Raw genomic sequence first — 17,164 nt, 5'->3', positions numbered from 1 at the left:
GACGATCAGCCATGGACCAGCCGGAGCAGGGCCACCAGCCGCCACCACCGCCACAGCCCTGGGCACCGCCTGGCGGCCAGGGTGGCGAGGGCGGCCAACAGGGCTTCGGCCCCCCGCCCCCGCCGTACACACCCCCGGTCCAGCCTCCGCAGCCGCCGTACGCGCAACCGCCGCAGCCGCAGGGCCAGCCGCCGTACGCGCAACCGCCGCAGGGCCAGCCGCCGTACGCGCAGCCGGCACCGCCTCCCCACCACCCGTACCCCCAGCCGCAGGCGGCCCCCGGAGGGGCGGCGGGCGGCGTTCCGGCCCAGGGCCCGGAGTTCCTGGCCGTGGACCGTCACAACTCCGTCGTCGTCGACATCAACGGCGTCGCCTTCGAGGACCACGGCATCTCCGTCGACTTCCCCTGGCCCGAGATCCGCAGCGTCCACTACAAGGCGAGCGGCAACGGCAAGGCCCTCATGGTCGCTGTCATCCACGTCGACGGCACCTTCTTCGAGTGCACGGTCGAGGCCAGGCCCCGGGAACGCCTCCACCAGTGGTTCGCCCACCTGGCCCAGGTACTCGGCCACTACCGCCCGATGGGCTGACGACGGCCGCCGGGACCCTCAGAGCGAGCGATCCGCCTTCCCGCCCTCCGGCGGGCCACTCCTGAAGGGGTCGGCGAACGGCTGCTCCTGGCCGTCCCACCTGAACTCGTAGTCGCCCGACGTCGCATCGAACGCCGCACCCACATCGTTCATGGGCAGCTCGAACTCTCCGCGAACCCACTGGTTCATGGCCAGGGCCGCCACTTCGGAGCGGTAGCTGCTCAACGACGCCTCGAGGGCGATGACCTGAATCGTGATTCCCTCGGGGAACCTCTCGGCCAACGCCCGCGCGCTGAGGGCCACGCCGAAGGACAGCCAGGCGACGTCCTTCCAGTAGAGGCCCCCGAGTGGAAGCCCGAGGCACACGTTGCGATGAATCCGCACACCCGGAGAGTGGGGTTCGACGGCAGGCCGACGGACGGCTGTGAGATCGGCCGCCAATCCGCCGGCCGGATTCCGCAGCCGATAGGCGACCGTTCGAGTCATGTCCCCTCCGTGTCCCCCGGCTCGTGCGGAGCCGTCTACGAGACCGGCCGCTCGCGGTACTCGTCGACGACGGCCCGCTCCAGTACGGCGGTCTCGCTCACGATCATGCCTTTCTCGCCCATCTTGCTGTCCGCGGCCAGGTAGCTGCGGTCACCCAGGTACGTGAGATCGTTCCGGTCGAACACCCACTCGGTGGCCCACGAAGCCCGCTCGTCGACCCGGCGGATGCCGACACCGTGCCGGCCGGCGGGGTCGACCGCGTCCTCGATGCGGGTCACTCCGGGGATCTTCGCGGCGGCCTCGTACAGGGCGGCGGCCGTCCTCGGCGGCATGACCGTCTCGCCCAGGAGTTCGCCGATCTTGTCGAAGACGGCCTGATCCTTCTCCTGGCCCTCCCATGTCCTCGTCAGGCGAGTGAGCTCGGCGAGGAGTTCGTCGGGGTCGGTGGGCAGTGCGGCCAGCCACTTGTACGTGGGGCGGTCGATGCCGGCGGGGACGCCCGGCGAGCCGGGCGGCAGCAGTTCCCTGAGCGGGGAGTAGTCGCCGTCCTCGTAGTGCAGGGCCAACTGTTCGACCGGGCCGGGCTCCTGTGACACCCACACCTCCCGCTGGTGTGGTTTTGCGGGCTCGTACGGACCGTCCTCCACGGCCTCCGCCCCGGCCGTCAGGCTCTTCACATAGACCAACTGGTCGTCGCGGACCGGCTCGACCTCCGTCTTCGCGGCGACGTCGGCGATGCGGTCGAGCAGGACGACGGCACTCTCGCCGTCGGACTGCCGCAGACCGTAACCCGAGTCCGTGGTCGTGACCAGGCCGACAGTCAGCGCCCCGGCCAGCGTGAGCGCCGCGGCGGGCAGCCACAGCGCCGGGCGCGGCATCCTGGGGCGTGTACGCGGGGCCGCGGTGGTGGCAGCGGTGGGGGGCGTGGCCCGGTCGTCGTCGATGAGTCGCATCAAACGGTCCTTGTGGTGGGCGAGGCGATCAGGCGGAACGTCCCGTTCGGGCGGGGGCGGCAGCAGTCGGGCCGGCTCCTCGTTCATCGGGATCCCTCCTGAATCTCCTTGAGCGGAAGGGCCGCGAACACGGCCTCGCTCTCTACCTCTCCGCGACGACGCCCCGGTTCCCACTGTTTTGCACTGGTTTCCGATGAGCCGTGCGCGCGACCCTCCGCCCGCTCGCGCAGGTGCCCCTGCTCGCGCCCCTGCTCGCGCTCCCGCTCCCGCAGGCGCTCGTCCGTGAGGCGGCCGAGCCGCGCCCGCGCCCGCGAGAGCCGCGACCGTACGGTCCCCACCGGGACGCCCAGCGCCTCGGCCGCCTGCCCGTAGTCGAGTCCGGACCACACGCACAGCGCCAGCACATCGCGCTCCCCGCGCCGCAGCCGGCCGTACACCTGGCGTACGGCGGCGAGCCGGCGCGCGTCGTCGAGGCGCCCGGCGGTCTCGTCGGCGAAGTCGGCCACGGGGGCCAGGGCGGGGCGGCGTGCCAGGAAGGCCAGGCGGCGGCCGAGACCGCGGTTGGCGTTGCGGGCCTTGTTGGTCGCCATGCCCAGCAGCCACGGCTTCAACGAGCCGCCGTCCGGTTCCAGTCGCTCCCGGGTGCGCCAGGCGTCCAGGAAGGTGTCCGCCATCACCTCCTCGGCGGTCGACCAGTCGCCGGTCATCCGGTAGGCGTGGTTGTAGACGGCCCGCGCGTACGCGTCGTAGATCTCCGCGAAGGCCTCCCGGTCCCCGGCCCTTATCCGCGCCCGCGCCGCCCTTTCGGGGTCACTCATCTCGTATGCACCTCTCCCACCTCACACCCTTGTCTCTCCGTGAGGCGGGGGAGGGTTCCGGTGACCTGCGCCACAGCCGGACGCGTGCCCGGTCGGGGCCACGTGTGCCCGGCCGGGACCACGCGTTGCCCGCCGTGGCGTCCCCTTGCGCGCGTCGGACAGTCGAGAGGTCAATGCTCCCGCGCGAAAGCCGTTCACCCGTACGGGTGCTCCAACCCCCTTCGGCATGTGCCTAGTTGAGGCATATGCGTCTCACTCTGTGTGGATACGGCCGCACCTTCCGTGAGTTGATCAAGAAGATTCGGTGTTGATCGGGCCATGCCGTGGATATGGTGCTGATGCAAGACGATGCAGGAGGGGCGGCCCAACAGGACGTCGTTCCTCACAGGGGCCGTCTGAGGCGGTGGTCGACCACTCCGCCGAAGTGAACGGGGTGGTGTGCAGCGTGCCGACCGCGATAGCCGTCACCAGTTCCGACCTGGTGCTCCCACCGCACGACCGGCAGACCCCGCCCGCAGTCGTCCAGCCGCAGGAGACCCTCGAAGCCTCCCTGTTCGGCATGCACGCGCTCGTCGAGCAGCACGGCTATGTCATCGTCCTCCACTCGGCCTCCGACGCGTCGGCCGTCACCCGGCGGCTGCACACCGTCCGTTCCGTGCTGGAGAGCGACCGCATCGCCCTGCTCGGTGTGGACCTGCCGCCGCTCGGACTCGCCCTGCTCGCCCAGCAGTTGCGGCAGCTGTCCGTGTGCGACTTCAGCCCGGGAGTGCTCGCCTCCTCCGTACGCCTCCTCGCGCACTACATCTACGCCGGCGCCCACCTCGGCTCCGTCGCCAAGCTCGACCGGGTGCCGGTCACGCTGAAGTCGCACGCCAAGTCGTGGCTGCCGGGCGCGCAGTTCGCCGTACTGGCCAACCCCCGGCCCCAGCTCGTCCGGCTCAACACCGCCGGCCAGGAGCCCCTCGCCGGGCCCGAGTTCGGCACCCGGCTGCTCGTCGCGCAGGGGCCGCAGCCGCCGTCCGACTGGGTCACCGCGACACTCGCACCGGACTGGCAGGTGCAGGGGTCCCTGCCGGTGCCCCTGCCCCAGGAGTCCGTGCGCTGGTGGGGGACCGGCAAGCTCGTCGAGTTCGCCGCCGGGCTCTCCGACGTCTCCGTGCTCTACCAGCTCGTGTCGTCCGTACGCCGCGAGACGTGCCACTGGTGCGGTCTCGAACTCATCGGCGACCGCTGCGGGTTCTGCGCGGCCCCGCTACGGGAACCGGAGCCCACCGACGACTCGGTCCGGGCGGCCCTGCCCCGAGGGGTCACATGACAGCCGTACGGCGACTCCACGGCCCGCGCGGCCACAGAAAGAGCAGGCTCGCTCAAGTGTCCGGCACGTTCCCACGAGGTGAGATGTAGTGAACTCGCGCCAGCGCCGCGGCGTCCTCCTGCTGGTCCTCTCGGCCCTGTGCGCCCTGGCCGCCTTCGCGGGGGTGCTCTCGGTGATCCGTGACGTGAACGCGAAGGTCGGGCCCGAGGTGACGGCGTACCGGCTGAAGGACGACATAGCACCCTACAAGGAGCTGTCGGCGGGCCAGTTCGAGAAGATCTCGATGCCGGAGCGGTGGCTGTCCGGCACGGCCGTCACCGATCTGTCCGAGATCCGCGGGAAGATCGCCGTCACCCAGCTGAGCAAGGGCTCCCTGCTCCAGTCCGACATGATCGTCGACCGGCCGGAACTCGAATCCGGGCAGCAGGAGATCGCGATCCTGATCGACGCGTCCACCGGTGTGGCGGGGAAGATCAACCCGGGGTCGCTGGTCAACATCTACGCCACGTTCGAGGAGAAGGACAGCGACTCCGGCAAGGACACGTCCAAGCTGATGGTCGCCGACGCCCGCGTCATCGACGTCGGCAAGCTGACCCCCCTCGAATCCGGCCAGTCCAGCAGCGACCGCCGGCGCACGGCGACCGAGGCCGTCCCGATCACCTTCGCGCTCGACACCGCCGACGCCCAGCGCGTCGCGTTCGCCGAGTCGTTCGCCGAGCACGTCCGCCTCGCCCTCGTCGGGGGCGGCGAGGCCACCGTCGTCGTACCGGACGACCGTTCGTACACCCTCGACGAGGACAAGTAGGAGGCCCCGCGATGAGGTCGGTCCGGAACGTCCGTACGCGGATGCCTCGAACGGGGGTGCGTCGAACGTCGCTGCGGGTGGGCGTGCCGAGGGTGGGCATGCTGAGGGGGGTACGGCGAACGACGGTGCCGTGGGCGGCGAGTGGGCCGCGGGTGCCGAGTGAACCCTGCTGGTGCGAGGCCGCCGAGCCCCGCACGTCCGCGACCGGAACGGGGCCCCGCCGATGACCATCCGTATCCTCCCCGTCGCCGGGGACATCGACTCGGCGCGTGCCCTCACCACCCTGCTCGGCCAGCTGGCCGACGCCGAACCGGCACCGCACGTGTCCGACTCCACGGCCCTGCTGGACACCCTGGCGCGGCTGGCCGCCGACTCGCTCGACGAACTGCCGGAAGTGGTACTGGTCCACGAACGGATCGGCCCGGTACCGGCGTTGGACCTGGTCCGCGATCTCGTCCTGCGCTTCCCGGCGGTCGGCGTCGTCCTCGTCACCTCCGACACGAGCACCGGCGTCCTCACCGCCGCCATGGACTCCGGCGCCCGCGGCATCGTCAACCTCCCCCTCTCCTACGAGGCGCTCGCCGAACGGGTCCAGGCCGCCGCCGCCTGGTCGGCCGGCATGCGCCGCCACCTCGGCAGCCGCACGCCGGAGCTGTACGCGGGCCCCGGCGGCACCGTCGTCACCGTCAGCGGCGCCAAGGGCGGCGTCGGCGCCACGGTCACCGCCGTCCAACTCGCCCTCGCGGCCCGCGCGTCCGGCCGCACGGTGGCCCTCCTCGACCTCGACCTGCAGTCGGGGGACGTGGCCTCGTACCTGGACGTGCAGTTCCGCCGGTCGGTCGCCGACCTGGCCGCCATCACGGACATCAACCCCCGCGTCCTGCAGGAGGCGGTCTACGCCCACGACACCGGCATCGCCCTGCTCCTCGCCCCCGCCGAGGGCGAGCGCGGCGAGGAGGTGACGGACCGGGTGGCCCGCCAGGTGGTGGCCACGCTCCGCTCCCGGCACGACGTGGTCGTCGTCGACTGCGGTTCGCAGATGAACGCGGCCACGGCGGCGGCCGTCGAGATGGCCGACCACGCCCTCCTGCTGGTCACCCCGGACGTGGTGGCGGTGCGCGCCGCGAAACGCATGGTCCGCCTCTGGGACCGCCTCCAGATCCGCAAGGCCGAGGAGACGCTGACGGTCGTCAACCGCCTGTCGCGCGGTACGGAGATCCAGCCGTCGCTGATCGAGAAGGTCACCGGCACGAAGGTCGCCCGCGCCGCCGTCCCCGCCGCCTTCAAGGAACTCCAGTCCGTCGTCGACGCGGGCCGCCTCCAGGATCTCGACGCCCGCTCGGTCGTCAAACAGGCACTGTGGGCGCTCGCCGGGGAACTGGAGCTGGTCGCCGCGCCGGAACACGGGCACGGCGGCGGCAGGCGCCGCAAATCGTCCGGCGACCGTGGCGCCCTCGTCCTCCGCCGCAAGGGCGGCGACCGGGGTTCGGTGACCCTCGAATTCGCCGGGATGTTCCCCCTGCTCCTGATCACCATGACGATCCTCTGGCAGGCCGCCCTCTACGGCTACACCTACTCCCTGGCCGGCAACGCCGCCGACGAGGCCGCTCGCGCCGCCACCGCCGCCTACGCGGTCGACGGCGACGTCGCCGCCGCCTGCGAAGCCGCCGGCACCCGGAACCTCCCGGGCGCCTGGGACGACACCTCCATCGACTGCGCCCCCGCGGGCCCCGTCATGCGCGCCGAGGTCCAGGCCAACGTCCCCCTCTTCTTCCCGGGCTTCGACGCCGGCTGGACCGTCGACGGCGAGGCGGGGGCGGCGCTGGAGGGGGACCCGCAATGACGCCGACCGGCGAGACCGCCGACGATGCGGCATACCCCGTACGGCGGGAGGACGGCGTACGCACGAAAGCCGAGGCCGTTGTGGCACAGCCCTCACGGCGGGTGAGCCGCGTACGGCGCGAAGGGGGCGTGCCGGGGGGTGTCCGCCCGCAGCGGTTGGCGCGTCGACCCGTCCAGCCTCTCAGCCAACCGATTCCGCGCCGTTCCGAGGACGGACACCCCCCGGCGCGCACCCGACCCACCCACGGCCCCCGGGCGAGCCGCCCACCGACGGGACAGCCGCCCCACGACCGCCGCTGGAACGACCGAGGTTCCTCCATCCTGGAGTTTGCCGGCTTCCTCCCGATCCTCCTCCTCGTGGGCATGGCCGCGATCCAACTGGGCCTGATCGGCTACGGCATCAGCCAGGCTGGCTCGGCGGCACGGGCGGCGGCCCGCGCCGAGTCGCTCGAACCCGGTGCCGGCGCGGTCGCCGGCGCAGCCGCGGCGAGCGCATGGCTGAATCCCGCGGTCGACCCGGGAGGAGGCGGCACGGACACCATCACCGCCACGGTCACGGTCACCGTCCCCTCCGTGGTCCCCCTCTTCGACCCGGTCACCGTGGAACGCTCCGCCACCATGCCGAACGACCTCGACCCCTGACCGACCCCTCGCCCCGCGACACCCCACCCCCCGAGAGGAGTTGACGACAAGATGAGCCTGCGATCCCGTATCGCCGCCCCCGACGAAGGCGGCACCGGACGCGAGGACGGACACCTCGTGGCCGTCTACCGCGCCAAGCTCCTCGAAGAGATCGACCTGGCCGAGATGTCGGCCCTGACCGCGGCCGACCGCAGGGCCCGACTGGAACGCGTACTCGGCCACATCATCAGCCGAGAGGGCCCGGTCCTCTCCTCGGCCGAACGCTCCCAACTGATCCGCAGGGTCGTCGACGAAGCCCTCGGCCTCGGCGTCCTCGAACCCCTCCTCGCCGACGCGTCGGTCACGGAGATCATGGTCAACGGCCCCGACTCGATCTTCGTCGAACGAGCCGGCCGCGTCGAACAGCTGCCGTTGCGGTTCGCCTCCACCGACCAGCTCATGCAGACGATCGAACGCATCGTCTCGACCGTCAACCGCCGCGTGGACGAGTCGAACCCCATGGTCGACGCCCGCCTCCCCACCGGCGAGCGCGTCAACGTGATCATTCCCCCGCTCTCCCTCACCGGCCCCACCCTCACGATCCGCCGCTTCCCCCGCGCGTACACCCTCCCGGAGCTGATCGACCTCGGCTCCCTCGACGAGCAGATGCTGATGCTCCTCGCCGCCTTCGTCCGCGCCCGCTTCAACGTGATCGTCAGCGGCGGTACCGGCACCGGGAAGACCACCCTCCTCAACGCCCTCTCCGGCCTGATCCCACCCCGTGAACGCATCATCACCATCGAGGACTCGGCGGAACTCCAGCTCCAACAGGAACACGTCATCCGCCTGGAATCGAGGCCCCCCAACATCGAGGGCAAGGGCCAGATCACCATCCGTGACCTGGTCCGCAACTCCCTGCGGATGCGCCCCGACCGCATCATCGTCGGTGAGGTCCGCGGCGGCGAGACCCTCGACATGCTCCAGGCCATGTCGACCGGCCACGACGGCTCCCTCGCCACGGTCCACGCCAACTCCGCCGAGGACGCCCTGATGCGGCTGCAGACCCTCGGCTCGATGTCCGAGGTCCTCATCCCCTTCGAGGCCCTCAAGGACCAGATCAACTCCGCGGTGGACGTGGTCGTCCAGCTCACCCGCTTCGCCGACGGCTCCCGCAAGGTCACCGAGGTCGCCCTGCTCGTCTCGCACGGCCGCGAACAGTTCCGCATCGCCACGGTCTCCCGCTACGCCCCGGCCCCCCTCGGCGCCGACCGCGTCGTCCACGGCCGCTTCGAACACCTGCCGATACCCCGCTCCGTCGCCGAGAAGCTGTACGTGGCCAACGAGCCGCTGCCCCCCGCGTACGGCGTGGCCGAGGCCATCGACCCGCTCAACACCCGCCAGGCCATCGGATAGCCCGAGAGCCCCGAGGAGGTAGGACCGAACATGGCGACAGCCCTGGCAACCCTGGCCCAGGCACCTCTGGACCTGGACAACACCACCCTGCTGGCCCTCGGCGCCACCGTCCTCTGCGGCACCCTCGCCGTCGCGGGCGCGCACACGTACGTCTCCGGCCGCGCCCAGCGCCGGGCCCTGGCCGACCGTCTCGCGGGCAGCCAGGGCGGCCCACCGCGCACGTCGGCGGGACGCGTACGACGCTTCACGGCCGTCGACCGCCGACTGCGCCGCACCCGCCTCGGCCGCGCGATCCACCTCCGGCTGACGACGACGGGACTCGACCTGACGGCGGGCGAGTTCGCCTCGTACGTCGCCATGGTCGTCGTCGCCCTGTGGCTGATCGCCGCCGGCACCCTGGCCCCCTTCTTCGGCCCGATCGCGGGCGCCGTGGGCGTGTGGGCCGCCGCCATCTTCCTCAACTGGCAGCGCCAGAAACGCATCGAGGCCTTCATCAACCAGCTTCCCGACGTGGCCCGCCTCCTCGCCAACGCCACGGCCGCCGGCCTCGCCCTCCGCACGGCCCTGGCGATGGCCGCGGAGGAGCTGGAGGCCCCGGCGGGCGAGGAACTGGCCCGGGTGGCCGATCAGCTGGCGCTCGGCCGCTCGATCGACGACGCGCTCGGCGAGCTGGCCGAACGCCTCCCCTCCCGCGAACTGATCGTCCTCGTCACCACCCTCGTCCTGTCCAACAAGGCGGGCGGCACGGTGGTGAGTTCGCTGCGCAACCTGACCCAGACCCTGGAGGACCGGAAGGAGACCCGCCGCGAGGTCCGCACGATGCTCTCCGAGGTCAACGCGACGGCCTTCACCGTCCCCTTCCTGGGCCTCGGCTCCCTCCTCCTGATCAACTCCTCGAACGACGGCGCCCTGGCCCGGGTGACCGGCTCCCCCCTCGGCCAGGCCCTGGTCCTGATCTCGGTCGGCCTCTACACGGTCGGCTTCTTCGTCATCCGCCGCCTCGGCAAGATCGAAGTCTGAGAAGGGGGCCGTGACCTGACATGACGACATCGATACTCCCCCTCCTCCTGGCCCTCCTGACGGCCGTCGCGGTCGCGGGCGCCCTCCTGGGCATCCGCATGATCCGCGCCGACGCCAAACTCCCCAGCGACCTGGCCCTCGCCCTGGAGGTGGGCGCCACCCGCGTCTCGAAGGCCGGCTCGGCCGTCGACCGCCTGGGCATGCGCTTCGCGCCCCTCGTCCTGCGCCTGATGGGCCCCCGCCGGGTCGAGGCCAAACGCCACCGCATCGACATGGCGGGCAACCCCGGCGGCCTCACCCTCAACCGCTACGCCGCCCGCCGAGCCGTCTACGGCTTCTTCGGCGCCTTCATGGGCCTGGTCTTCCTCACCAGTGACCGCCCCCTCTTCGCCGCCTTCACCTTCGCCTTCGGCCTGCTCGCCGCCGACGCGGCGATCTGGCAGGCCATCCGCGACCGCAAGGACGTCATCGACCGCACCCTGCCCGACTTCCTCGACGTCCTCGCGGTCGTGGTCTCGGCCGGCCTGGGCTTCCGGCAGGCCCTGGACCGGGTGGCGGAGAAGTACGAGGGCCCCTGGGCGGACGAACTCCGCATCACCCTCCGCCAGATGGACATGGGCGTGAGCCGCCGCCAGGCCTTCGACGAACTCCGCAGACGCAACTCGTCCGAACAGGTCGCCCAGTTCGTCTCGGCGCTCCAGCAGGGCGAGGAGCTGGGTTCCCCCATCGCCGAGACCCTGATCCAGCTCGCGGCGGACATGCGCCGCACCGACGCCCAGAACGCCCGCCGCCGAGCCGCCCGAACCATCCCCAAGGCAACCCTCGTCACCCTGATCTTCATGCTCCCGGCCACGATGATCCTCATCGCCACGGGGATGTTCCTCGGCTCGGGAACGAACTTCGGCGACATCCTGGGCCGCTGATGACCCGCCTACGGTCTACTCGCCGCTCTCTCCACCCGTTTCGACTGCGGGCAATCGTGCCGCTGGGGCGATGGGGGTCCCCCCGGTCGAGCGAAGCCGAGAGTGGGGGAGGGTGGGCGCAGCGGCACCCGGCAAGCGCCGGTGAGCGAAACCCACCGCCGCCCGGCCCCGGCGAGGGCGGACGCACCCCACCCCTGCCCACCCCTGGCGAAGGCCGACGCACCCCACCCCCGCCCGCCCCCAGCACCGGCTACCTGGCGGACGACGCCACACCCCCCGCCACCCTCCGCCTCCAGCTCAACGCCCTCCAGGCCCTGGCCCGCCAGACCTTCGCCGTCCGCCTCGTCACCCTCACCATCGGCACCCCCTTCGCCATGGCCAACACCACGGACGGCCCCCCGACCCACGCCGTACTCATCGCCGCCGTCCTCGGCATCACCATCTCGTACGCCATGCTCAGGGACTGGGACCGCTTCGCCCCCCGCCTCCTCGCCCACCCCGCCCTCATGGCCCTGGACCTCCTCTTCGGCGCGGTCCTCCTGCTCACCGCCTCCCCGGCCTCCCCCCTCGCCTACGCCACGGTCTGCACCCCGCTCCTCTCCGGCCTCCTCTACGGCTGGCGCGGCGCCGGCGTTCTCACCGGCCTGCAACTGGCCGTCCTCCTCACCGTCCACCGCGCCTGGGAACACCGTCCCGGCGCCGACGTCAGCACCCTCCTCGTCGCCGGCTTCTGCGTCGCGGCCGGCATCATCGGCGTAACCCTCCGCAACCTGATGTTCCGCTTCGGTACGGCCACCCAGGCCCTCTCCGAAGCCACGTCCCGCCTGGCCGTCGCGGAGGCCGTGGAGTCGGAACGCGCCCGCCTGGCCCGCGAGCTGCACGACTCGGTGGCCAAGACCCTCCACGGCCTGGCCCTCGCCGCGGAAGCCCTGGCGACCTCGGCGGACCGCCCCGCCCCCGACCCCGCCCTTCTGAAACGACAGGCCACCCTCGTCGCATCGGCGGCCCGCCGGGCCGCCGCCGAGTCCCGCGACCTCCTCACGGACCTACGCCACCACACGGACCTGACGGCGACCCCACCCGCCCCTCTCGGGGCCGAGCTGGCCACCCGTACAGCGGACTTCGCGTCCCGCACCTCCCTCCCCACCCACCTCACCCACACGGGCGAGGCACCCCCACCCCTCCCACCGGAAACGACCCACCACCTCCTGACGATCACGTCGGAGGCCCTGGAGAACATCCACCGCCACGCGCACGCGACCACGGCGGAGGTGTCCCTGGAGATCACCCCGGACACCCTCCACCTCACGATCAAGGACGACGGCGTAGGCCTCCCGCCCGCCCTCACCCTCGAAGAAGCGCAAGAATCCGGCCACTTCGGCCTCCTGGGCATGGCGGAACGCGCGAACCGCACCGGCGCGGCCCTGCACCTGCGATCGGGCCCCACCGGTACGGAAGTGGCCCTGACCCTCCCGCTCCCCGCCCCTCCCACCGCCCCCGAAGCCCCCCGACAGGAGGCCGCACATGCCTGACCAGCCCCAGGCACGCCCCGGCCCACCCCTCCGCGTACTCGTGGCGGACGACAACCCGGTGGTCCGCGCCGGCCTCACGGCCCTCCTGGACACGCACCCCGACATAGAGGTGGTCGCCCAGGCCACGAACGGTGAGCAGGCGGTGGACGAGGCCCGCCGACACCGCCCGGACGTCGCCCTCCTCGACGTCCGCATGCCCGGCACGGACGGCCTCACCGCGCTCCCCGAACTGACCGCGCTCTGCCCCGTGATGATGCTGACCTACAGCACGGAACCCGAGGTCGTGACCGAGGCCCTGCGCCGGGGAGCGGTCGGCTATCTCGTCCACGGCGAATTCACGGCCCCCGAACTCATCGCGGCGGTACGGAACATGAGGGAGGGCCGCCCGACGATCTCCGCGACCGTCTCTCCGGCTGGCTGGACTTCGCTCGGCGTTTCCTACGAACCTTCACACGAAAGTCACGACCACTCTTCGCAGCTGCAACCATTTATGGCACAGTCGTCAGAGACTCGCCCCGCCCGTGCGTCGGCGCTCCGCCGCCGCATCCTCAACAGCGCCAACCGACCGCCCTTCGGCCTGAGTTCAAGGGAGGCGGAGGTGATGGACCTCATCGCGTCCGGCATGAACAACCGCCAGATCGCCGCCACCTGCTTCATCAGCGAGAAGACCGTCAAGAACCACATCAACCACATCTTCGCGAAACTGCACAGTTCAACCCGCAGCGAAGCCATAGCCCACTGGCTGGGCACGACCCCCGAGGGGTGGCCCCGATGACCCGCCCCCCCAACGGAAGTTGGGCCCCCGGACCCACCCCCGGTACGGGCCTTCTCACGTACGGTGATCCTGTTGGCGTCGACATCGCGCGGGAAGGCAACCGCCATGAAGGTGAAGCACCGTTTCGAGACCTGGAAAACCACCGTCGTCTCCCGCATGCGCGGAAAGGGACGGGACTCGGGCGCCGGGTTCGTGGAGTACGCGGGCATCATGATCATCGTCGCGGGGATCTTCGTGATGATCGACCAGCTGGGTCTCGACGGCCTGATTTCCACGGCGATCGGCGACGCCGTGCGGGACGTGGTCGGTGGCGGTGGCTGACGCCCGGCCCACTGGGCAGTGACCGGGGCTCGACCCTCCCCATCTATATCTGGCTGACGACGATCCTGCTCTTCACGGCGTTGGCCTTCTTCGCGTTCGCCCAGGCGGCATCCGCCCGCAGTGGCGCCCAGTCGGCGGCGGACGCTGCGGCGTTGGCGGCGGCACAGCAAGCGCGGGACGAACTGTTGCTGGAACTCGGCGACGCCATCGACGCAGGCAACAGCGACTGGCTGGACGGGCTCGACCTGGCCGGAGGGGGACTTCCGGTAGAAGGGGCCGACGCCGCGGCCGCAGAGCTGGCTGCCCAGAACAATTCGACGCTCGAAGGCGGCGCCCAACTCACGGAGGTGGAAGGTGCTCCGGGGTTCCAGGTCGATGTCGTGACGGACTACACCGTGGGCGATTCGATCATTCCCGGCACTGAGAGTTTGACGGCCAGGGCCCAGGCGGTCGCCGTCATCCAGCCGCGCTGCGATTTCGATCCGACCGCCGACCCCAAGAAGCCCGTCACTCTGGACTGCGACGGCGTGCCCGTGGACATCGACCCCGGAAACTTCAATCCGGGCAACCTTCCCGACGCGTCCGTGATGTTCTCTGTGTATCTGGCCGAGTGAGAGGAAGCCGTACCGATGAACCTTCGGCACACCATGAAGGGCCGCAGGGCAGTGACCGCGGTGGCGATCGCGACCGGGCTGGTCCTCACGGTTGCCGGTTGCGGGGGAGGGGGCGACGACGACGCCAAGGAACCATCCTCCTCTTCGTCGGCTCCTACGAAGGGCGACAACGGTGACGACAAGAACACCGAGTCGCAGCCGTCTGCGTCCAACGAGGTCCTGGCCACGGCCAAGGATGGCGACATCTCGGTCAGTATTACCTCCGCAGTACGCGACGGTGGCGGCTTCGTCACCGTGTCGGGGACGGTGAAGAACGACGGCAGCCAGTCGTGGCTCGGCGCCAACTGGGCGAGCGACGAGCGCGAACTGAGGTCCAATGGCGGATCCCTGTCGGGTGCCAGCCTTGTCGACAACGAGGGCAAGAAGAAGTACCTCATCCTCCGGGACACCTCGGGACGCTGCCTGTGCACGAAGTTCAACGGCCAGATCACGCCCGGCGGTACAGCCAACTGGTACGCCCAATTCCCCGGCCCCCCCGAGTCCACAACCTCCGTAGACTTCCAGGTCGGCTCCATGCCCCCCGCCACGATCGAACTCTCCGAGGACGAGTGACGTGACGATGACCGCCCCCACCCCACGTGCCGCGACGACGGGCACCGCGGCGCTGGCCGTAGCCGTGGCGGTCCTTGCCGCCCTCACCCTCGCGACGCCCGCCCATGCCGCGGACGACCCGAGCGAACCCCCGGGCACCGTCGCCACCTCCCCACCCCCGGAGGTGGACGCGAACAGCCCGGGGCTGAAGCTGGCGCAGGGGGCCACGCTCGCCCCCGCCAAGGTCCTGGACATCAAGTCGGTCGTGGAGGACCTGGGCGGTGAGGAGCGCCGGGAGGACACGAACGAGAACGTGACGTTCGCGCTTCAGGCGGAGGTTCTCTTCCCGAAGAACAGCGCGAAGCTCAACCCGCAGGCCCGCTCCCGCATCCAGACGATCGCGCAGGAGATCAAGACGCAGAGCGCCGGCACGGTCCGCGTCTTCGGCTTCACGGACAACCTCGGCTCGTACGCCCACGGCCTGACCCTCTCCAAGAAGCGCGCGGAGGCCGTCCACGACATCCTCGCCGCCGACCTGGGCGGCAACGTCACCTTCGAGGTACGCGGCTACAGCGAGGACTACCCCATCGCCGACAACTCCTCCGAGGAAGGCCGCAAGAAGAACCGCCGGGTGGAGGTCTCGTTCCCGAGGACCTCTTGAGCCGATGGGCCGGGCCAGGCAGCGGTTGAATAGCTATCTCGGCGATGGAATCCGAGAGTTGCGCCCCACGCTCGATGGTGCTGCCATACGCATCACGTACTGGCTCACACCGAACCGCGCCGCTGTCCTCCTGACAGTCTTCCGCAAGACGAGGATGCGGGAGGAAGGGGAAGTCAGGCGCGCCAAACTCGCACAGAAGGTCTGTGAGGCCGAGCACGGTCCGGCCCACGAGGAGTTCGTTCGGGTCATCGAGGAAGGAGAGGTGGAGCAATGAACCACAGTCGCTGGAAGACTTTGCGAGAGCGCAAGCTCACCGAGGGGTTCACCGAGCCTGAAGACGTGTCCGAGGCGCGTCGCGAGATCCGTATGTCCATGGCCCTCGCGCAAGCCGTGTACGACCGACGCACCGAGCTCGGCCTCAGTCAGACCGAACTGGCTGCCCGCGCGGGCCTTACGCAAGCGAAGATCTCCCGTATCGAAGGCTCCGACACCGTCCCCACCCTGCCGCTCCTCGCCAGGTTGGCTGTGGCCCTGGACGCCACCCTGAACATCGCCCTCGACGACGAAGACACCCGAGTCGAGTTCACCGCACATCGCACCGAAGCGGCCTGAACAGGCCGGGCGGGGAGGGCTGGGCGACCGCGCCCGATCAGCCCGCGCGGGGGCGGGGGCGTCGCACGGCCCGTGAAACCTCCGGAAGGCGTCGCCGCGCGTGAACAGATCCGCGAAGCGAGCGGATACGCGCAGGGAACCGGGGACGGCTCAGGTGCCTGCCCCGCCATCCGGGCCGACGTCGCCGGACTCCCCGTCCTGCGGGTATGCGACGAAGGTGCCCTTCGCGGGGAGGGTGACCACGAGGCCGCGTTCGCGTAGCTCGCGGATAGCGCGGCGGGCAGTCAGGTATGCGACTCCGTACTCCGCGCCGAGATCCCGCTCGCCGGGCAGCCGTGCTCCCGGCCTCAGCGCGCCCGAAGCGATCTGGGCAGCAATGTGGTCGGCCACCTGCATGTAGACGTACGCGATTTTGCTGGGATCGATCGGTGAATCGCCTGGGTCTGCTGCCATAGCAACCACCGTAAAACAGTCATGAGCTGCAGCGATTGATGCGAAGCTGCGTACTGCTATGCACTGACATGCGCAGCAATGTAGGCTGACGGACGTAAAGACCCCGGCGACGGAGGGAAGCCGTCCCGGGGCACGGCCGAACGCTTCGAAGGAGCGCTGACAATGCTGGACTTTACCGTCCGAGCCCTGACCTGGGTGCTGAGCGTCTGCATGCTCAGCCCGCGAGGCCGTCACCGCGCGGAATCCGTCCCCGCCCCACCAGCCCCCGCCACCAACGTCACCGCATCACCGCGCCCACCTCGCTCCACCGAACGCCTCGGCGGCAGCCCGAACGCCACGGCCCGCCCCCGTACATCCACCCTCACCCATGCATCCACATTCACGCTTGAGGAACGCCACCGCCGCCGCGCGACCCGCGGCCTACGTGAACGACGCCGTGCCCTCTACCTGGCGAGCCTCGGCTTCGACACCGAGCCGCCCGTATTCGTGCGAGCCCAGGGGCTGGCCGGCCACGCGGTAGCCGCCCGATGACCGACCACGATCATGAGGCAGCCCGGCGTCGTCCGATCCGTATGTGCGCCCGCTGTGAACGCATCACGGAGGCACCCATCCTGGTCCACGAGCACCACGCCGCCACGGGTCCGGGCTTCAACGTCTACGCCTGCCCGGAGTGCGCCGCGCACTACCCGCCGCAGGCGAACGCGATGGATCTGCTCGCCCCCGTCTCGCACTAGGAGTTGAGAACGGTGCAGCGCCTCGCTCCGGCGGGGCGCTGCCTTCATGTGCCGGTATCCGGTTCCGCCTCCGGCGTTGAGCGCG

Annotated in this window: 23 protein-coding genes; 18 read left to right on the top strand and 5 right to left on the bottom strand. The window is 70.8% G+C overall.

What is annotated here, in order from left to right:
• Positions 1-5: 5 nt before the first annotated feature.
• Positions 6-341, bottom strand: coding sequence for a hypothetical protein (locus tag OG622_RS18235; protein ID WP_371577254.1), 336 nt, complete (start codon positions 339-341; stop codon positions 6-8).
• Between OG622_RS18235 and OG622_RS18230 the strand changes: the two genes are divergently transcribed.
• Positions 330-590 carry a hypothetical protein gene (locus OG622_RS18230; protein WP_371577252.1) on the top strand — a complete coding sequence of 87 codons (261 nt, stop codon included), beginning with the start codon at positions 330-332 and terminating at the stop codon, positions 588-590. The two genes, OG622_RS18235 and OG622_RS18230, sit on opposite strands and share 12 nt — an antisense overlap.
• Positions 591-608: 18 nt before the next feature.
• On the opposite strand, the gene OG622_RS18225 is transcribed toward OG622_RS18230, so the two are convergent.
• Genes OG622_RS18225 through OG622_RS18215 form a run of 3 tightly spaced genes read right to left on the bottom strand, consistent with a single transcriptional unit; the run spans position 609 to position 2,847 of the window.
• Positions 609-1,076: a hypothetical protein gene (locus OG622_RS18225; protein WP_371577251.1), complete on the bottom strand. Its 468-nt coding sequence runs from the start codon at positions 1,074-1,076 to the stop codon at positions 609-611.
• Between the two features lie 35 nt (positions 1,077-1,111).
• Positions 1,112-2,116, bottom strand: coding sequence for a CU044_5270 family protein (locus OG622_RS18220; RefSeq protein ID WP_371577249.1), 1,005 nt, complete (start codon positions 2,114-2,116; stop codon positions 1,112-1,114).
• Positions 2,113-2,847 (bottom strand): RNA polymerase sigma factor, encoded by a 735-nt coding sequence (locus OG622_RS18215; protein WP_371577247.1) that lies wholly within the window; start codon positions 2,845-2,847, stop codon positions 2,113-2,115. Before OG622_RS18215 ends, OG622_RS18220 begins: the two co-directional genes overlap by 4 nt.
• A 445-nt stretch (positions 2,848-3,292) precedes the next feature.
• On the opposite strand from OG622_RS18215, the gene OG622_RS18210 reads away from it, so the two are divergent.
• The 15 genes from OG622_RS18210 (at position 3,293) to OG622_RS18140 (ending at position 15,892) form a co-directional block, all read left to right on the top strand.
• Complete coding sequence (locus tag OG622_RS18210) at positions 3,293-4,162, top strand: hypothetical protein (protein ID WP_371577245.1); 870 nt, start codon at positions 3,293-3,295, stop codon at positions 4,160-4,162.
• A gap of 88 nt (positions 4,163-4,250) precedes the next feature.
• A complete protein-coding gene (gene cpaB / locus OG622_RS18205; RefSeq protein WP_371577244.1) occupies positions 4,251-4,967 on the top strand; it encodes a Flp pilus assembly protein CpaB in 717 nt (238 codons plus the stop codon).
• Positions 4,968-5,190: 223 nt separating this feature from the next.
• A complete protein-coding gene (locus OG622_RS18200; protein ID WP_371577242.1) occupies positions 5,191-6,810 on the top strand; it encodes a CpaE family protein in 1,620 nt (539 codons plus the stop codon).
• Positions 6,807-7,451 (top strand): TadE family protein, encoded by a 645-nt coding sequence (locus OG622_RS18195; RefSeq protein ID WP_371577240.1) that lies wholly within the window; start codon positions 6,807-6,809, stop codon positions 7,449-7,451. The genes OG622_RS18200 and OG622_RS18195 overlap by 4 nt, the downstream gene beginning before the upstream one ends.
• Positions 7,452-7,502: 51 nt before the next feature.
• Positions 7,503-8,843 carry a CpaF family protein gene (locus OG622_RS18190; RefSeq protein WP_371577239.1) on the top strand — a complete coding sequence of 447 codons (1,341 nt, stop codon included), beginning with the start codon at positions 7,503-7,505 and terminating at the stop codon, positions 8,841-8,843.
• Between the two features lie 30 nt (positions 8,844-8,873).
• Positions 8,874-9,863 carry a type II secretion system F family protein gene (locus OG622_RS18185; protein ID WP_371577238.1) on the top strand — a complete coding sequence of 330 codons (990 nt, stop codon included), beginning with the start codon at positions 8,874-8,876 and terminating at the stop codon, positions 9,861-9,863.
• Between the two features lie 20 nt (positions 9,864-9,883).
• The gene (locus tag OG622_RS18180) at positions 9,884-10,786 is read left to right on the top strand and encodes a DUF5936 domain-containing protein (RefSeq protein WP_371577237.1); all 903 of its coding nucleotides are present in this window, start codon (positions 9,884-9,886) and stop codon (positions 10,784-10,786) included.
• Between the two features lie 56 nt (positions 10,787-10,842).
• Entirely contained in the window at positions 10,843-12,318 is a 1,476-nt protein-coding gene (locus tag OG622_RS18175; protein WP_371577235.1) for a sensor histidine kinase, read from the top strand.
• Positions 12,311-13,093, top strand: coding sequence for a response regulator (locus OG622_RS18170; protein ID WP_371577233.1), 783 nt, complete (start codon positions 12,311-12,313; stop codon positions 13,091-13,093). The genes OG622_RS18175 and OG622_RS18170 overlap by 8 nt, the downstream gene beginning before the upstream one ends.
• Positions 13,094-13,198: 105 nt before the next feature.
• Positions 13,199-13,414, top strand: a complete 216-nt coding sequence (locus OG622_RS18165; protein ID WP_371584131.1) for a hypothetical protein — start codon at positions 13,199-13,201, stop codon at positions 13,412-13,414.
• On the top strand, positions 13,411-14,028 hold the full coding sequence (locus OG622_RS18160; RefSeq protein ID WP_371584130.1) for a pilus assembly protein TadG-related protein: 618 nt from the start codon (positions 13,411-13,413) through the stop codon (positions 14,026-14,028). The genes OG622_RS18165 and OG622_RS18160 overlap by 4 nt, the downstream gene beginning before the upstream one ends.
• 15 nt (positions 14,029-14,043) lie before the next feature.
• Complete coding sequence (locus tag OG622_RS18155) at positions 14,044-14,640, top strand: hypothetical protein (protein ID WP_371577231.1); 597 nt, start codon at positions 14,044-14,046, stop codon at positions 14,638-14,640.
• Positions 14,641-14,647: 7 nt separating this feature from the next.
• A complete protein-coding gene (locus OG622_RS18150) occupies positions 14,648-15,280 on the top strand; it encodes an OmpA family protein (protein ID WP_371584129.1) in 633 nt (210 codons plus the stop codon).
• Between the two features lie 4 nt (positions 15,281-15,284).
• Complete coding sequence (locus tag OG622_RS18145) at positions 15,285-15,554, top strand: type II toxin-antitoxin system RelE/ParE family toxin (RefSeq protein ID WP_371577229.1); 270 nt, start codon at positions 15,285-15,287, stop codon at positions 15,552-15,554.
• Complete coding sequence (locus tag OG622_RS18140) at positions 15,551-15,892, top strand: helix-turn-helix domain-containing protein (protein ID WP_371577227.1); 342 nt, start codon at positions 15,551-15,553, stop codon at positions 15,890-15,892. Before OG622_RS18145 ends, OG622_RS18140 begins: the two co-directional genes overlap by 4 nt.
• Before the next feature lie 150 nt (positions 15,893-16,042).
• On the opposite strand, the gene OG622_RS18135 is transcribed toward OG622_RS18140, so the two are convergent.
• Entirely contained in the window at positions 16,043-16,345 is a 303-nt protein-coding gene (locus OG622_RS18135; protein WP_371577225.1) for a winged helix-turn-helix domain-containing protein, read from the bottom strand.
• Between the two features lie 162 nt (positions 16,346-16,507).
• Between OG622_RS18135 and OG622_RS18130 the strand changes: the two genes are divergently transcribed.
• Together OG622_RS18130 and OG622_RS18125 are read left to right on the top strand one after the other, a co-directional pair.
• Positions 16,508-16,876, top strand: coding sequence for a hypothetical protein (locus tag OG622_RS18130; protein WP_371577224.1), 369 nt, complete (start codon positions 16,508-16,510; stop codon positions 16,874-16,876).
• A complete protein-coding gene (locus OG622_RS18125) occupies positions 16,873-17,079 on the top strand; it encodes a hypothetical protein (RefSeq protein ID WP_371577222.1) in 207 nt (68 codons plus the stop codon). The genes OG622_RS18130 and OG622_RS18125 overlap by 4 nt, the downstream gene beginning before the upstream one ends.
• Positions 17,080-17,164: the final 85 nt, after the last annotated feature.

The sequence above is a fragment of the Streptomyces sp. NBC_01314 genome, assembly GCF_041435215.1.
In the GTDB taxonomy this organism is placed as follows: Bacteria; Actinomycetota; Actinomycetes; order Streptomycetales; family Streptomycetaceae; genus Streptomyces.
This window is presented reverse-complemented; position numbering and strand designations above follow the sequence as displayed.